Consider the following 14,997-nt stretch of genomic DNA (forward strand, 5'->3'; position numbering starts at 1 on the left):
GATTGTTCCGATGCGCAAGTTGCTCTATGGCGCGCTGCTGATGGCCGCCCTGACGGGAGGCGCCGCTCAGGCGGCTGCCGAACCCAAGGCGGTGGTGAAAACCTATTCCGACATCGCATTGGCGGGTTATGAGGATTCCCTGACGACGGCTCAGGCCTTGCGCACGGCGATTGATGCCTTGATCGCCAAGCCCAGCGCCGAGACGCTGAAGGGCGCGCGCACCGCTTGGTTGGCGGCCCGGGTGCCTTACCAGCAAACGGAAGCCTTCCGTTTTGGCAATCCCATTGTGGATGACTGGGAAGGCAGCGTGAATGCATGGCCGCTGGACGAAGGCCTGATCGATTACGTGGACGCGTCGTATGGTACGGAAAACGACCAGAACGCGTTTTATGCGGTCAATGTCATTGCCAATTCCAAGATCAATGTGGGCGGCAAGACCATCGACGCCAGCAAGATCACGCCCGAACTGCTGTCTGAGACGCTGCACGAGGCCGACGGTAACGAGGCCAACGTAGCGACGGGTTATCACGCCATTGAGTTTTTGTTGTGGGGACAGGATTTGAACGGTACGGGCGCCGCCCCTGCCGATCGTACCGGCACGCCGCAGGAACGCCACTCGGGCAACCGTCCGCACACGGATTTTGATCCTGCCAACTGCACCGGCGGCAATTGCGAACGCCGTATTGAATATCTCAAGGCGGTGACCGATCTGCTCGTCTCCGACCTGGAGAGCATGGTCGCTAACTGGAAATCCGATGGCGCCGCCCGCAAGGCCGTCGAAGAGGACCCCAAGGCCGGTTTGATCGCCATGATGACGGGGCTGGGCAGCCTGTCATACGGTGAGTTGGCCGGCGAGCGCATGAAGCTCGGCCTGATGCTGAACGATCCTGAAGAAGAGCACGATTGCTTCTCGGACAATACGCATAACTCGCACTATTACAACCAGATCGGTATTCGCAACGTCTATCTGGGCGACTACCAGCGCACAGATGGCAAGAACGTCACGGGTGCGAGCCTGTCTGATCTGGTCAAGGCACGCGATGCCAAGCTGGATGCAGAAATGCGCGCCAAGTTGGATGCGACGGTCGCGGCAATGCAGGCCATGCGTGATCGTGCGGAAAAGGTCGAGACCTATGACCAGATGATCGCATCGGGCAATGCCGAGGGCAATGCGGTGGTGCAGAAAGCCATCGACAGCCTGATCGACCAGACGCGCAGTCTGGAGCGTGTGATTGCGGCGCTGGAGTTGGGCGACGTCGCACTGGAAGGCTCGGATAGTCTGGACAAACCGGAAGCCGTATTTCAGTGAACAAGCTCGCTGTTGCAATACTGACGGCGCTGGCGGCAGCCAGCGCCGTTGGCGCCTCTGACGGGCGTGATGATTTGACAGAAGAAGACCGTGCGCGCGTGGCCAAGGTCACCGCGCCGACGCGCGATTTTTCGGCGCCGGAGTCATTCGAGACCTTGCCTGCCGGGGCCGGGACCACGCGCAAGATGATCAACGCAGACATCTTTTCGCATCCGTCTGCCAATCTGACGTTCGAAGGACGTCAGGAATTCCTGGTGGGCAACGGTCTGTTCCGTAAAGACTGGGTCTCGTCGCCGTCATCGACACAAGCATCGGACGGCCTGGGGCCGTTGTTCAATGCGCGTTCGTGCCAGGCCTGTCATACCAAGGACGGCCGAGGCTCGGTGCCGGGATTCGATCCGCTCGAACGCTCGGACGCGGTGGCCTTGTTGCTGCGCTTGTCGGTGCCTGCGACGACGGACGAGGAGCGTCGGCAATTGGCGTCGGGCCATTTGCCCTTTGTGCCTGAGCCAGTCTATGGCGTGCAGTTGCAGAATTTCGCGGTCGCAGGATTGCCGTCCGAAGGCAGCCTGGAAATTGATTATGAACCGGTGACGGTGCCATTGAATGGCGGCGAGACGGCGACGTTGATGAAGCCGACTTACCGCATCGAAAACCTGGGTTATGGCCCAATGCGCCAGGACGTGCAGATATCGCCGCGTATTGCCCAACCGATGATAGGCCTGGGGCTGCTGGAGGCGATCCATCCCGCCGATATCCTGGCCAATGCAGCTGCCGATCATGGGGATGGCATCAGCGGGCGGCCCAACTGGACGCGTGATCGCCGCACCGGCGAGCGCGTGCTGGGACGCTTTAATTGGAAAGCCAGCCAACCGACAGTAGAACAGCAAAGCGCGGCGGCGTTTTCGAATGACATGGGGTTGTCTACGCCGTTGTTCCCCAGTCATTACGGCGAGTGCACCAAGGCTCAGCCCGCGTGCTTCGATATGCCGCACGGTGCACAACCGCATTTGGGCGAACATGAGGTCCCGGCCGAGCTGATGGATTTCGTGACGACGTATTCTGTGAATCTGGCTGTGCCGCAGCGACGTGATGTCGACGACGCTCGCGTGCTGGCCGGGAAAAAACTGTTCTACGAGGCAAATTGTGTTGCCTGTCACGTGCCCAAGTATGTGACGCGGCGGGACGCGGCGCGAGAGGAACATCGTTTTCAGTTGATCTGGCCGTATACCGACATGCTGTTGCACGACATGGGCGAGGGATTGGCGGATCAGGTTTCCGAGGATGAAGCCAGCGGCAGCGAATGGCGCACGCCGCCGTTGTGGGGCATAGGCCTGACGCGCACGGTGAATCCCAATGCGACGTGGCTGCACGATGGACGTGCGCGGTCGCTGCTGGAGGCGGTGCTGTGGCACGGTGGCGAAGCCCAGGCTGCGCGTGACAGGGTTGTCGCGATGACGCCGCAGGAGCGGGCTGATCTGATTCGATTCCTGGAGTCGCTGTGAGCGGTCCGAGAGGAGCAAGTATGTTCAAGACGAAGCAATGGATATCGGCTGCGGTCATGGTGTTTGCACCCTGGCCCGCCTTGGCGCAGGCGCCCAGCGATTTGGGCAAGCGCCTGGCCGATGGGTACGCGCGGCCCGCTGTCGCCAAGCTGGCGGAACAGGCCAATCATTTGGAGCAGGCTTTAAAGACCTGGTGCGATAGCGGCGGACAAGCTGATGTGAAAGGCGTACAGCAGACCTTTGCCGGGACGCTGCAGGCCTGGGCTGGCGTGGAGTTTTTACGTTTCGGACCGCTGGTGCAGGGCAACCGCTATGAGAAATTGGCGTTCTGGCCGGACACCCGCGGGGTGATGCAGCGTCAGGTCCGTGCGTTGTTGGCGGCGGCGGATCCAGCGGCAGTAGCACCGGGCGCGCTGGCCTCGCGCAGTGTGGCCATGCAAGGTTTGCCTGCACTGGAATACGTGTTGTACGACTCGCCGGGTCTGGTGAAATCGGCGCCGGGCAAGGATACGGCCTATGCATGCAGCTACGCCGTGGCTGTGGCGGGCAACGTCGCGGCTGTGTCGGGCGAGTTGCAACAGGCCTGGAGCGCCAAAGGGGAATTTGGCCGGCAGTTCACTGCGCCTGCCGCGGGCAATGATCTCTATCGCACTCAACAAGAGGTCGCCGCCGAGGCGATCAAAGCGTTATCGACCGGCCTGCAATTTGCGCGCGACGTCAAACTGTTGCCCGTTTTGGGCGACTCCGTGCAGGCAGCCCGCGCGCCACGCGCCGCCTTTTGGCGCAGCGAATCGACCATACCGATGTTGGCCGCAAGCGTAAAAGGGATGCGTGCGTTTTACGACGCGGGGGGTTATCGCTATCCCAAGGGCGAAGAGTGGATCGGGGTTTCGTTGACCGGTGAACTTGATCGCGCCGCTGAAGTGCTGGACAAGGTGAACGAACCATTGCAGCAATTGTTGGCCGATGAGGCCGGGTGGCAACGCTTGGCATTGGCGGGTTTGATCCTGAAAAATGCCAAAGACATTGTGGATCAGAACTTCGCCCCTGCCTTGGGCGTCACGATTGGATTCAATGCGCTCGATGGAGATTGATCGCCGCCGCTTTTTGGCCTTGACTGCACTGGCTGGTCTGTCGCCTGCTGGATTGCGCGCCGCTACGGATGTATCCGAGGAAGTAGCCAGTCGTACAGACCGTTTGGCCGCCTCCGAAGGCCCGCTGTATGTGGCCGCGCGCAAGGCCCACGGTCGTTATGAGGCCGTTGTATTGGATGTTCAGGGCCGCGATCAACTGGTCGTGCCCATGCCCTCACGCGGCCACAGTTTTGCGCTGGATCCCGAGAGAGGGCGCGCTGTGGTGTTCGGTCGCCAGCCGGGATTTTTCGCCGTCGCTTTTCGTATCGACGGTTCCCGGCCTCCGGTCGCGCTAGAGGCCGCGAGCGAGCGCCATTTTTTCGGTCACGGTGTCTATCTGCCCGATGGCAAACGTATGGTGGCAACAGAGAACGCCTACGAAGCGGGCAAGGGCGTGCTGGGCGTTTACGATGCGTCGGAGGGTGGCGACTATCGCCGTGTCGGTGAATTTGAAACCGGCGGCATTGGTCCTCATGAGGTCGTCCTATTGCCAGACGGCAAGACGCTTTGTGTGGCCAATGGCGGCATTCTGACGCATCCGGATTACGGCAAGCTGGAATTGAATCTGGATACGATGCGCCCGTCGTTGGCGTATATCGATGCGAACGATGGACGTTTGATCGAGCGTGTCGAGTTGACGCAGGATCTGCATCGTTTGTCGATCCGTCATCTGGCGTTGGCGGCTGATGGGGCAGTGTGGTTCGGTTGCCAGCATATGGGGCCGGCCAGCGAGCGGCCAGCGCTGGTGGGGCGGCATCGTAGGGGGCACGAGCCAGAGTTGTTCGCCGGCCCTGAGGACGTGCTGCGCGATTGCCGCAATTACATCGGCTCGGTGGCTGCGGATCCGGCAGGAGGCGTGATCGCGACCAGCAGTCCCGTGGGTAATCAGGTGCTGTATTGGGAGGCCACCAACGGCCGCATGCTTGGGACAACGCGCCTGTCGGATGGCTGCGGCGTCGCGCCGTTGGCGCCGGGACGCTTTTTAGTCAACAGCGGCATGGGCGCGCTGGTGCAGGCAGGTCCCGACGCATCTCCACAATCGATCTTGACGCCGTCCGCCGGTCTGTCCTGGGATAACCATTTCCGGCGTTTGTGACGGAAGCCAACAAGACTCGGCATAGTCACCGTGATTTGATACAGTTTCGAGCTGTTTAATCATTGGGCGCACGGATAACGTTGTGCGCTTGATTTCGACCTGTTGGAAAAAGACATGCGTGAGTACTTGATGAGCCTGGAATCCCTGATGCCGCGATTGACCGAAGGCGCGGTGAATGTCGCCATGGCGCTGGTGATATTGATCCTGGGCTGGTGGATATCATCCTTGCTCGGCAGCTGGGTGCGGCGTGCCGCAACGCGATCGCCGCGTATCGATGCCACGATTGTGCCGATGTTCTACAGCGTGGTGGTGTGGACCGTGCGGATTTTCACGGTCATTGCGGTGTTGGCGCGATTCGGTGTGCAAACAGCCAGTTTGATCGCGGTGTTGGGCGCAGCGGGCTTGGCCGTAGGCTTGGCATTGCAGAATACGCTGCAGAATATTGCGGCGGGCATCATGCTGTTGATCCTGCGTCCCTTGCGCACCGGCGAATATATTGCGCTGAGCACGGGCACCGAAGGGACAGTCGAAGAGGTTGGCCTCTTTTTGTGCCGCCTGGTGCAGGCCGATGGTATTCACATCACGCTGCCCAATAGCGTAGTTTGGGGCGCGACTATCACCAATTACAGCCGCAATGTGACGCGCCGCCTGGATCTGCCTGTCACGATTCATTATGGCGACGACCTGGATGCGGCGATCGCTAGCCTGACAAAGATCGTCGAGTCGCATCCCTTGGTGCTGAAAGATCCCGCGCCGCTGGTCAAGGTAAGCGAATACAAAGACAACGGTACGGTGGTCAATGTCCGCATGTGGTGTGCGGCCGCACAATACTGGGATCTGCGTTGGGGTCTGTTTCACCAGATCCGTCAGACCCTGGCCTCTGCTGGTTTCAAGGCGCCCATTCCTGTGCGCGAAATCCAGGAACCGTCCAAGTAAGCCATATTTCGGCGTTCCCTTGCGCGAGAGCGGGCTGCTGTTATCAACCGCGCGTTCCTTACGCGAAACCGCTGCGCATTGATTCCGCCGCGTTTCTGGCCCGGACTGGCACCATCAAACGCCGCGCAATGAGAGTCGGGCCAGTTCCGCATGGATCCAGCCCGCGATTTCTCGCTGCCGTGGCGCAGGCATGCGATCAATGATGGCCGTCACGCTGATCGCCAGAATGGGCGCTCCTTGAGGATCTAGCAGGGCGCAGCCCACGCCCAGCGCGCCGCGTACGGCATGGTTGCCGACGACGGAATATCCGCGCGCACGCGTGTTTTCAATCAATCTCAGCATCTCGTGAGGCGTCATGCCGCCATATTCATCCAGATATCCTGAATTGCGCTCGACGATGCTGTGGGCAACAGAATCGGGCAGGGCGGCCAGGATCGCCATGCCGCCCGAGCCGACGCCCAGAGGCTGGCGCTTGCCGGCATATGTGGCCAGGATCTGCACGGGATAGCCGCCGATCTCACGATGCAGGCTGACCGACTCGTCGCCTTCGCGCACCACGAGGAACACGGCATCTCCCGTGCGCTCGGCCAGGCGTTTCAGGCTGGGCAGCGTCTGGCTGATGCGGGGATCCGGGGTCACCGTATCCGGCGTCGTCGCCCATTGAGCCCGGTATTTTTTAGTGCCGGGCACGGATAAGACCAAGCCAGCGTCCAACAGCGCCGCGAGCAGGCGGTAGATCGTCGGGCGTTGGATCCCCGTCAGGCGGGCAAGATCGGTAATGCTCAAGCCGCCAGCGCCGTGATCACGCAGGGTTGCCAGTACTGTCAGGCCACGGCGCAGGGTACGCGGCCCGGAAGAGTTCTCAGAAATCGACATGCTGCACTCGAACTTGTAACTAATAACGATGCAACGCGCGCTCGTAAAGCGGCGCTCTGCAAAATCGTCCGTGGTGTGGACTCTACCTTGCCGGAACCGTATTGACTAGTGGAAAATCCGGTCGGTATTCCCAATCATAACGTCCGTACTATGGACACTTCACAGGAGACACGACATGACCACAGGTCAAAAGCCCCGTTTTCTTCGCCATGCCGCGTCGCTGCTTGCCGGTGTTTTGGGCTCGATGGCGATCGCCGCCAGTGCCCAAGCCGCCTACCCAGACAAGCCCGTGCACATTGTTGTAGGTTTTTCTGCGGGTGGCACGACTGACGTGATCGCTCGCATCATGGCCAAGGAGTTGACGCAGACATTGGGTCAATCCTTCGTCGTAGAAAACAAGCCCGGCGCCGGCAGCAACATCGCGACTGATTACGTAAAACGTGCGGATCCCGACGGCTACACATTGTTGTTTGTGGCCGTGACCAGCGCCATCAACCAGACGCTGTACCGCAACGTTTCGTTCGATCTGACCAAGGATTTCGTCCCGGTCGCATTGGGCGCCAAGGTTCCGAACATTCTGGTCCTGAACCCGAAGGTGCCGGTGAAGTCGGTGCAAGAATTAGTGGATTACGCCAAGGCGAATCCCGGCAAACTGGCGTTTGCCTCGTCGGGCAGCGGCACGTCGATTCACATGGCTGGCGAACTGTTCAAGATGCGTACAGGTATCGACGTATTGCACGTGCCCTACAAAGGCAGCGCGCCGGCGGTGACCGATCTGATCGGCGGCCAGGTTCAGTTCATGTTCGACAACATGCCGTCCTCTTGGCCGCATGTGAAAGGCGGCAAGTTGAAGGCGTTGGCGGTGACCACGGCCAAGCGTTCGCCCTCCGCGCCCGATCTGCCTACGATGCAGGAATTGGGCTTTGACAAATTCGACGTGTCGTCGTGGTTCGGTTTGATCGCGCCGGCAGGCACGCCGCCGGAAGTCATCGAAAAGCTCAACGCCGCGATCGTCAAGGCACAAGACAATCCCGAGGTGCAGAAGGCGTTTGAGGGCCTGGGCGCTGTGGGTGAAAAGACGACGCCTGATCAGTTCGGCGCTTTCATCAAGTCGGAAGTCGAAAGCTGGGCGCCGGTGGTCAAGGCGTCGGGCGCACAAGTCGATTGATGGGAATAAGGACGGGCGGATCTTTCACCCGGACAACCCCATAGGGCGGCAAGGAAGCAACTTCGGTATTGCGTTTCCTTACGCTCTCTTGATACGGAACGGCAATCAGGCGGGCTGCGGCCCGCCTGATTGTTTGTGGCGGGCAGGAATATGATGAGGGCCTGGCTCCGGGGACGTGTGCCGAGGCGCCAGCACATCGGTCAGTGATAGTCGGACGAACTATTTCTGTTTATCGTCGACGATCTTTGTTTTACGCAGCATCGCGGTACACACCCCGCGCAGCATATCGACTTCGTCGCGGGTCAGGCCGCTGCGGCTGAACAGGTGCCGCATGCGCGGCATCAGTTTTTTGGGGTGGGCCGGGTCGAGAAACTCGATCTGGATCAAGGCTTCTTCCCAGTGTTTCAGAAATGCCAGCACGGCCTCGCTGGGGGCGAGCGCCGCGCCCGGGTCGGCCTGTTGCGCGGTCGAGGCGGGCAACATGGCCGCGCCGGCTGCCTTGAGCAGGGCGTACCGCAGTTCCCACGCCCCGAGTTGCAGAGCCTGGGCGACATTCAGCGAGCTGTATTCCGGGTTGGCGGGGATATGGCAAATGCGATGGCACAATGCGATCTGCGCGTTGGTCAGGCCTGCCCGCTCGGTGCCCAGTACGATGGCGGTGTCGCCCGATTCTGCGTTGGCCAGGTGATCGCTGGCCAGTTCGGCTGCCTCACGGATGTCGCAGGGCGGAGGCCCCAGGTCCCGCACGCGCGCCGTCAGGGCAAATGCCAGGGTGACCGGAGCCAGGGCTTCTTCCAGGGTGGCGCAGATCCGGGCGTGTTCGAGGACGTCGACGGCGCCGCTGGCCAGGGCGATGGCCTCGGGTTGGGTGGTCATGTCGGGAAATTTCGGTTCGACCAGGACCAGATTCTGAAAGCCCATCGTCTTGATGGCACGTGCCGCCGACCCGACGTTTCCGGGGTGGCTGGGCTGTACCATGATGAACTGAACGCGTGAAAATGCTTGAGTCATTTAAAATACCCGGTTTGGCCTAGTGCCATCCTGATTTTTCGGGGCTTTGCCGCGCGATTGCGGCAGGGCCGCCCCATGTTGTCGCTCAAGGGGAAACGGCTGGTGAAACCAGGCATTCCCGTTGGGCCTTATTGCATACGTACGGAATTTTATGCACCCGATGCTCAATATCGCCATCAAGGCGGCCCGGCGTGCCGGCACCATCATCAATCGTGCCAGCCTGGACTTGGAACGAATCAGCGTAGCCCGCAAGGGACCGCGCGATTATGTCACGGATGTCGATCGTGCTGCCGAGGAGTCCATTGTCGAGACCCTGCATGCCGCCTATCCCGATCATGCGGTGCTGGGCGAGGAATTCGGCCTGCAAGGGCCGGAGCAGGCCGAATTCCAATGGATCATCGATCCGTTGGACGGCACGACCAACTTTATTCATGGCTTGCCCAATTATGCCGTGTCTATCGCCTTGACCCAGCGTGGGCAGGTCACGCAGGCCGTGGTCTACGACCCGTCGCGCAACGAGTTGTTCACCGCCAGCCGCGGTAGCGGCACGTTCCTGAACGACCGCCGTGTGCGCGTGTCGAGCCGCACGCGTTATGCCGAGGCGCTGCTGGGCGCGCATTGGCCGCGCTCGGGCGATGCCGATGCCGGCGGCGGCCGATTCCGCCAAATGACCGAGAACTGCAGCGGCGTGCGCCGTATGGGCTCGACCGTGCTGGACCTGGCCTATGTGGCCACGGGCCGCCTGGACGGTTTCTGCGGTCTCAAGCTCAAACCCTGGGACGTGGCCGCAGGCAGCCTGCTGATCCAGGAGGCGGGCGGTCTGGTCGCCGATCTGGATGGCGAACAAGGGTGGATGGATTCCGGCAATGTGCTCGCCGGCAGCCCCAAGATCTTTACGCAGATGTTGGCTGCTTTGCAGCCCAAGCAGGACTGAGCAGGGCGCTTGCGCTGGCTCGATTGCGAGCCAGTTCCTTCGGCCTGAGATCCGGATAGGCCAGGGCGAATCCGGCACCCGCCTCGTCATCAGGGGCGGGTCAGTGTGTGCTGTGGGGGGCGTTCTCATGTTGATGATGCCCCGTATCGCGCGAATTTGCCGCGTGCCCAAGCAAATTCGCCGCCCGATTTTTCCTCATCTGCCGGCATGTTGCCGGCAAGTCGCGCCATTTCCATGTACGATTGGCGGTTCCAAAACTTTCGGAGCTCTTGATGGAGTGGCTGCAGGACCCCGCCGCGTGGGTCGGCCTGCTTACCCTGGTCGTTCTTGAAATCGTCCTGGGGATCGATAACCTGATTTTCATTGCCATTCTGGCTGACAAGCTGCCCCCCGCGCAGCGCGACCGCGCGCGTATCGTGGGTCTATCCTTGGCGCTGCTGATGCGTCTGGGCCTGTTGTCCGTCATGTCGTGGCTGGTCACTCTCACTGCTCCGCTATTTTCTGTTGGGCCGCTGACGTTCTCGGGTCGAGATTTGATCCTGATGGTGGGCGGCCTGTTTCTGCTGTTCAAAGGGACCCTCGAACTCCACGAACGCATCGAGGGCAAGGCCGCCGAGGTGTTCGGGCCGCGCGTTTACGCCAGTTTCTGGGTCATCGTGACGCAGATCGTGGTGCTGGACGCCGTGTTTTCGCTGGACTCGGTCATTACCGCCGTAGGGATGGTGGATCATCTGGCCATCATGATGATGGCGGTGACCATTGCGATTGGCGTGATGCTGATTGCCTCCAAACCGTTGACGCGTTTCGTCAATGCGCACCCCACCGTGGTCGTGCTGTGTTTGGGCTTTTTGCTGATGATCGGTTTTTCGCTGTTGGCCGAAAGCTTTGGCTTCAAAGTACCCAAGGGCTATCTATACGCCGCGATCGGCTTCTCGGTGGCGATCGAGGCGCTGAACCAGGTGGCGCGCCGCAATCTGCTCCGCCTGGATGCGACCCGCCCGATGCGTGACCGTACGGCCAGCGCCGTGCTGCGCATGCTGGGCAAGCGCCCGCCAGCCGAGAGCGACGACACCGCGATCGCGCGCCCAGACCGGCCCGACACGCCAGCCTTCGGTGTCGAAGAGCGCAACATGGTCAGTGGCGTATTGACACTGGCCGAGCGCTCGATACGCTCCATCATGACCCCGCGCACCGATCTGTCATGGGTCAATATCGATGACGACGCGCAGACGATACGCACGCAATTGACCGAGGCGCCTCACAGCTTTTTCCCGGTGTGCCGCGGCTCACTTGACGAGGTCATCGGAATTGGCCGCGCCAAAGATCTGGTGGCGGACTTGATCACCGACGGCCATATTCGTCGTAACCGTTTGCGTGATCCCATCATCGTCCACGAATCTATTGGTATCCTGCGCTTGATGGACACGCTCAAGCGTTCACGCGGGCAGTTGGTGCTGGTGGCCGACGAGTTCGGTGCGATCGAGGGCCTGGTCACGCCGATTGATGTTTTCGAGGCGATTGCCGGCGAGTTCCCCGATGAGGACGAACTGCCCGACATCACGCCGCTAGAGGACAACGTCTGGAGAATCGACGGCGCTGCCGACCTGCATCATGTCGAGCAAGTGCTGGAAACCGAAGGCCTGCTCGACGACGCGCAGGACTATTCCACGCTGGCGGGCTACTTGTTGGCGCGTTTTGGCCATTTGCCGCGGCCTGGCGATAGTTGCGAATACGAGGACCTGCATTATCGTTTCCGTTTCGAGGTGATGGAGCTCGATGGCCGCCGCATAGCTTCGGTGCGCGTTGAGCGCATGTATCTGATGCCGTCAGAGGCCGATGCCGATGGCGATGGTTAATTAATCTTTTTTTCTACGTACACTGTGACCGATAGCACTCTATACCTGATCAAGGCTTTTTTCCTCGGCATCATCGAAGGACTGACCGAGTTCATTCCGGTCTCCAGCACGGGGCACTTGATCGTCATCGGTGACTTGATCAATTTCACCTCGAGCTCCGGCAAGGTGTTCGAGGTGGTAATTCAACTGGGATCGATCCTGGCGGTGATGTGGGTGTTCCGCGCGCGCTTGTGGCAATTGATCCGCGGTACGCTGACGGGTGTGCCTGTCGAAGTCGCCTTTACCCGCAATCTGCTGTTGGCTTTCCTGCCGGCTGCGGTGATCGGGGCGATTTTCATCAAGACCATCAAAAGCGTGTTCTATCACCCAGGCGTGGTCGCCGTGACGTTGGTGCTGGGTGGGCTCGTCATGCTGTGGGTAGAGCGCCGCACGCACCATACACCTGGCGATGTGCCGGGGGCGGCTGATGACTCTGCGTCGGATGAACGTGCCACCGCCCGTACGCTGGAGCAGATTACGTGGAAGCAGGCGATCGGCGTCGGCGTCGCACAGTGCGTCGCGATGATTCCTGGCGTGTCGCGTTCAGGCGCGACGATTATCGGCGGGATGATTGCTGGCATCCAACGCAAGACGGCAACGGAATTTTCGTTCTTTCTCGCCATGCCCACGATGCTGGGGGCTGCGGTCTATGACATGTACCGCAATATCGGTTTACTGAGCAGCCATGATTTGTCGGCCATCGCGGTGGGCTTCGTCGCGGCCTTCTTGAGTGCGCTGGTCGTGGTGCGGGCGGTCCTGCGATTTGTGGCCAATCACACCTATCGGGTGTTTGCCTGGTATCGGATTGCGTTGGGTATTGTGGTGGCTATTTGGCTCACGACGCATGTCTGAGGTGACGGGTCTGAGACTGCAAACATGAAATAAAAAACGCTGGATTCGCGACATCGTGAATCCAGCGTTTTGTTTCAGGCCCTTGCCAGAGTCAGGCTGCGATCAGGCGATATCCAGATCGTAAGGCGTGATGCCATCGCGGTCGATCACCAGCCAGCCGCCACGCGGCGGAGTGGCATGATCGCATTCCCAGTCGGGCAACACCCAGCGTTCGCGGCGGCGTCCATCGACCTCCAGGACATGCCGGGCAGGGCGATGTGTGTGGCCGTGCACCAGAATATCGATGTCGGCCTCGCGAAAGGCCTGCTCGATCGCTTGTGCGTTGACATCCATGATCTCGGCGGATTTCATTTGATTCGCCGATTGACTCTCGCCGCGCGCCTGCTGCGCCATGGCCATGCGTTCGGGAATGGTCTTGGCCAGAAATTGGGCTTGCCACTGCGGATTGCGCACCATGGTCCGAAACTGCTGGTAGGCCGCATCGTCCGTACAGTACTCATCGCCGTGGGTCAGCAGGATACGGCCAAAGTCCGTTTCCAACAGGGCGGGCTCGGGCAGCAAGTGCGCGCCCAGCGCATTGGCCAGATCGGCGCCCATCAAAAAATCGCGGTTGCCACGTCCCAGCCAGACCGGAATGCGGGCCGCTGTGCGTTGCAGCCCCTGGAGCGCTGCCGCCAGCCAGGGCGGCGCGATCTTGATGACATCGTCGCCAATCCAGACGTCAAAAATGTCGCCGGGCAAGAGCAGGGCGGCGGCTTCGTCTGCCGCCGCGTCCAGAAACCCCAGAAATGCCTCTGCGGTGGCCGGCGTGGCCGGCCCCAGGTGCACATCCGAAGCCAGCCAGACGGGGCCCTGCAATGTCACCTTATTCAAGGACTTCGGCCTTTTCGATGACCACATCCTCGGTCGGCACGTTCTGGTGGAAGCCGCTGTTTCCGGTCTTCACACCCTTGATCTTGTCGACGACCTCGGTGCCCTCGGTGACTTTGCCGAACACGGCGTAGCCCCAGCCATTCGGCGTGGGAGCAGTGAAGTTCAGGAAGTCGTTGTTCGACACATTGATGAAGAACTGAGCGGTAGCCGAATGCGGATCGCTGGTGCGCGCCATGGCCAGGGTGTACTTGTCGTTCTTCAGGCCGTTGTTGGCCTCGTTTTCGATCGGGGCTTGTGTGGGTTTCTGCTTGAGACCGGCTTCGAAGCCGCCGCCCTGGATCATGAAGCCGTCAATGACGCGGTGGAAAATCGTGCCGTTGTAAAAACCGGTCTTGACGTAGCTCAGGAAGTTTTCCACGGTCTTGGGGGCTTTTTCCGCATCCAGGGTAATCACGATATCGCCCTGATTGGTTTGCAGTTTGACGCGGGGAGAGGTGCTCATGGGTTTTGTGCCTTCTTTGGAGGAGGGGGTTGATGGGGTTGCCGGCTGGGCGCTCACTGCTGCCGGCACAATTGCCAGGGCAACACTGCAGGCCGCTAAGCGCAGCAAATGTAGAGGAGAGTAGCGCGAAATCATCTGTGTTGGCTTTCCTTCAGCATGTTTTCGATTTCACGTGCCTTGGCGTTCATGCCAGGCACGCCCTGGTTCGCAGCATTACGATAGGTCCGCAGCGCCATCATGAGTTGAATGTCTCCCATGTTGGCGCGCGCAGCCGGGTAATTCGGATCGGCGCGTAGCGCCATCTCGAGGGCCTCGTGGGCCCGGTCCAATTCGCCTTGTTGTGCATACAGCGCAGCCAGATTGTTCCAGGGTTCGGGCAACTCTGGAAATCGGGTAGTCATCTCCGTGTAGAGGCTCACCGCTTCGGACGTGCGTCCCAACGCAGCCAGCGCACGCGCATGCTGGAACATGAGCTGCACATCGGTGCCTCGCTGGTCTTTGATGGCGGCCTCGCGCTGCTCGATCATCGCGAGGGCTTCTTCGTTCTTGCCGTCGTTGAGCAGGCGTTCGATATAGGTCGTGATCTGCGACGGCGTCGGATCCAGGCGCGTGTCCACGCCCGGTTTCAGGGCCTCGAGCAGATTGGCCAGGCCTTTCCAGCCGCCTTCCGGCCGCGGCGGATCCAGCTTGGTGCGCGTCTCCGTGTCGTTGTAGGGCAGGTTGCCACCTCCGCCCATGGCCTGCCCGAAAGCGGCACCGCTTGGCAGGGCTACCAGCGGCAGGATCAGCATGGTTATACGGAAAAGGCGGTTTAGGGTCACAGGGGTATCCGTTAAAAATGGAGACGCGTTGGGCGCGTAACGAGGCCGCTTGCTATACTTGACGACCGCCATTTTAGCCCCGGTTG

At 60.7% G+C, this 14,997-nt stretch carries 14 protein-coding genes; 9 read left to right on the forward strand and 5 right to left on the reverse strand.

What is annotated here, in order from left to right; genetic code table 11:
• Positions 1 to 10 precede the first annotated feature (10 nt).
• The 5 genes from ACYVIT_RS09515 to ACYVIT_RS09535 all read left to right on the forward strand — a co-directional run bounded on the left by ACYVIT_RS09515 (position 11) and on the right by ACYVIT_RS09535 (position 5,979).
• Entirely contained in the window at positions 11 to 1,309 is a 1,299-nt protein-coding gene (locus ACYVIT_RS09515) for an imelysin family protein (protein ID WP_415807592.1), read from the forward strand.
• Positions 1,306 to 2,814 carry a di-heme oxidoreductase family protein gene (locus tag ACYVIT_RS09520; RefSeq protein ID WP_415807591.1) on the forward strand — a complete coding sequence of 503 codons (1,509 nt, stop codon included), beginning with the start codon at positions 1,306 to 1,308 and terminating at the stop codon, positions 2,812 to 2,814. The genes ACYVIT_RS09515 and ACYVIT_RS09520 overlap by 4 nt, the downstream gene beginning before the upstream one ends.
• 20 nt (positions 2,815 to 2,834) lie before the next feature.
• Positions 2,835 to 3,908, forward strand: a complete 1,074-nt coding sequence (locus tag ACYVIT_RS09525; protein WP_415807590.1) for an imelysin family protein — start codon at positions 2,835 to 2,837, stop codon at positions 3,906 to 3,908.
• Complete coding sequence (locus ACYVIT_RS09530; protein WP_415807589.1) at positions 3,898 to 5,043, forward strand: DUF1513 domain-containing protein; 1,146 nt, start codon at positions 3,898 to 3,900, stop codon at positions 5,041 to 5,043. Before ACYVIT_RS09525 ends, ACYVIT_RS09530 begins: the two co-directional genes overlap by 11 nt.
• A gap of 114 nt (positions 5,044 to 5,157) precedes the next feature.
• Positions 5,158 to 5,979: a mechanosensitive ion channel family protein gene (locus ACYVIT_RS09535; RefSeq protein WP_415807588.1), complete on the forward strand. Its 822-nt coding sequence runs from the start codon at positions 5,158 to 5,160 to the stop codon at positions 5,977 to 5,979.
• A 114-nt stretch (positions 5,980 to 6,093) separates the two neighbouring features.
• Here the strand turns inward: ACYVIT_RS09535 and ACYVIT_RS09540 are convergent, their stop codons facing one another.
• Positions 6,094 to 6,855, reverse strand: coding sequence for an IclR family transcriptional regulator (locus ACYVIT_RS09540; RefSeq protein ID WP_460478187.1), 762 nt, complete (start codon positions 6,853 to 6,855; stop codon positions 6,094 to 6,096).
• A 175-nt stretch (positions 6,856 to 7,030) separates the two neighbouring features.
• On the opposite strand from ACYVIT_RS09540, the gene ACYVIT_RS09545 reads away from it, so the two are divergent.
• Entirely contained in the window at positions 7,031 to 8,023 is a 993-nt protein-coding gene (locus tag ACYVIT_RS09545) for a Bug family tripartite tricarboxylate transporter substrate binding protein (RefSeq protein WP_415807586.1), read from the forward strand.
• Between the two features lie 219 nt (positions 8,024 to 8,242).
• On the opposite strand, the gene ACYVIT_RS09550 is transcribed toward ACYVIT_RS09545, so the two are convergent.
• Positions 8,243 to 9,034 carry an RNA methyltransferase gene (locus ACYVIT_RS09550; protein ID WP_415807585.1) on the reverse strand — a complete coding sequence of 264 codons (792 nt, stop codon included), beginning with the start codon at positions 9,032 to 9,034 and terminating at the stop codon, positions 8,243 to 8,245.
• Positions 9,035 to 9,185: 151 nt separating this feature from the next.
• Here ACYVIT_RS09550 and ACYVIT_RS09555 point away from each other — a divergent pair, with 151 nt between their 5' ends.
• From ACYVIT_RS09555 to ACYVIT_RS09565, 3 genes are all read left to right on the forward strand, one after another.
• The gene (locus ACYVIT_RS09555; protein ID WP_415807584.1) at positions 9,186 to 9,968 is read left to right on the forward strand and encodes an inositol monophosphatase family protein; all 783 of its coding nucleotides are present in this window, start codon (positions 9,186 to 9,188) and stop codon (positions 9,966 to 9,968) included.
• Positions 9,969 to 10,240: 272 nt separating this feature from the next.
• Positions 10,241 to 11,824: a TerC family protein gene (locus ACYVIT_RS09560; protein WP_415807583.1), complete on the forward strand. Its 1,584-nt coding sequence runs from the start codon at positions 10,241 to 10,243 to the stop codon at positions 11,822 to 11,824.
• A 24-nt stretch (positions 11,825 to 11,848) separates the two neighbouring features.
• Complete coding sequence (locus ACYVIT_RS09565) at positions 11,849 to 12,715, forward strand: undecaprenyl-diphosphate phosphatase (RefSeq protein WP_415807582.1); 867 nt, start codon at positions 11,849 to 11,851, stop codon at positions 12,713 to 12,715.
• A gap of 102 nt (positions 12,716 to 12,817) precedes the next feature.
• On the opposite strand, the gene ACYVIT_RS09570 is transcribed toward ACYVIT_RS09565, so the two are convergent.
• From ACYVIT_RS09570 to ACYVIT_RS09580, 3 genes are all read right to left on the reverse strand, one after another.
• Positions 12,818 to 13,588 (reverse strand): UDP-2,3-diacylglucosamine diphosphatase, encoded by a 771-nt coding sequence (locus tag ACYVIT_RS09570; protein ID WP_460478188.1) that lies wholly within the window; start codon positions 13,586 to 13,588, stop codon positions 12,818 to 12,820.
• Complete coding sequence (locus tag ACYVIT_RS09575) at positions 13,581 to 14,090, reverse strand: peptidylprolyl isomerase (RefSeq protein ID WP_415807580.1); 510 nt, start codon at positions 14,088 to 14,090, stop codon at positions 13,581 to 13,583. Before ACYVIT_RS09575 ends, ACYVIT_RS09570 begins: the two co-directional genes overlap by 8 nt.
• Positions 14,091 to 14,221: 131 nt before the next feature.
• Positions 14,222 to 14,827: a tetratricopeptide repeat protein gene (locus ACYVIT_RS09580; RefSeq protein ID WP_415807605.1), complete on the reverse strand. Its 606-nt coding sequence runs from the start codon at positions 14,825 to 14,827 to the stop codon at positions 14,222 to 14,224.
• Positions 14,828 to 14,997: the final 170 nt, after the last annotated feature.

The sequence above is a fragment of the Bordetella muralis genome (assembly GCF_054781015.1).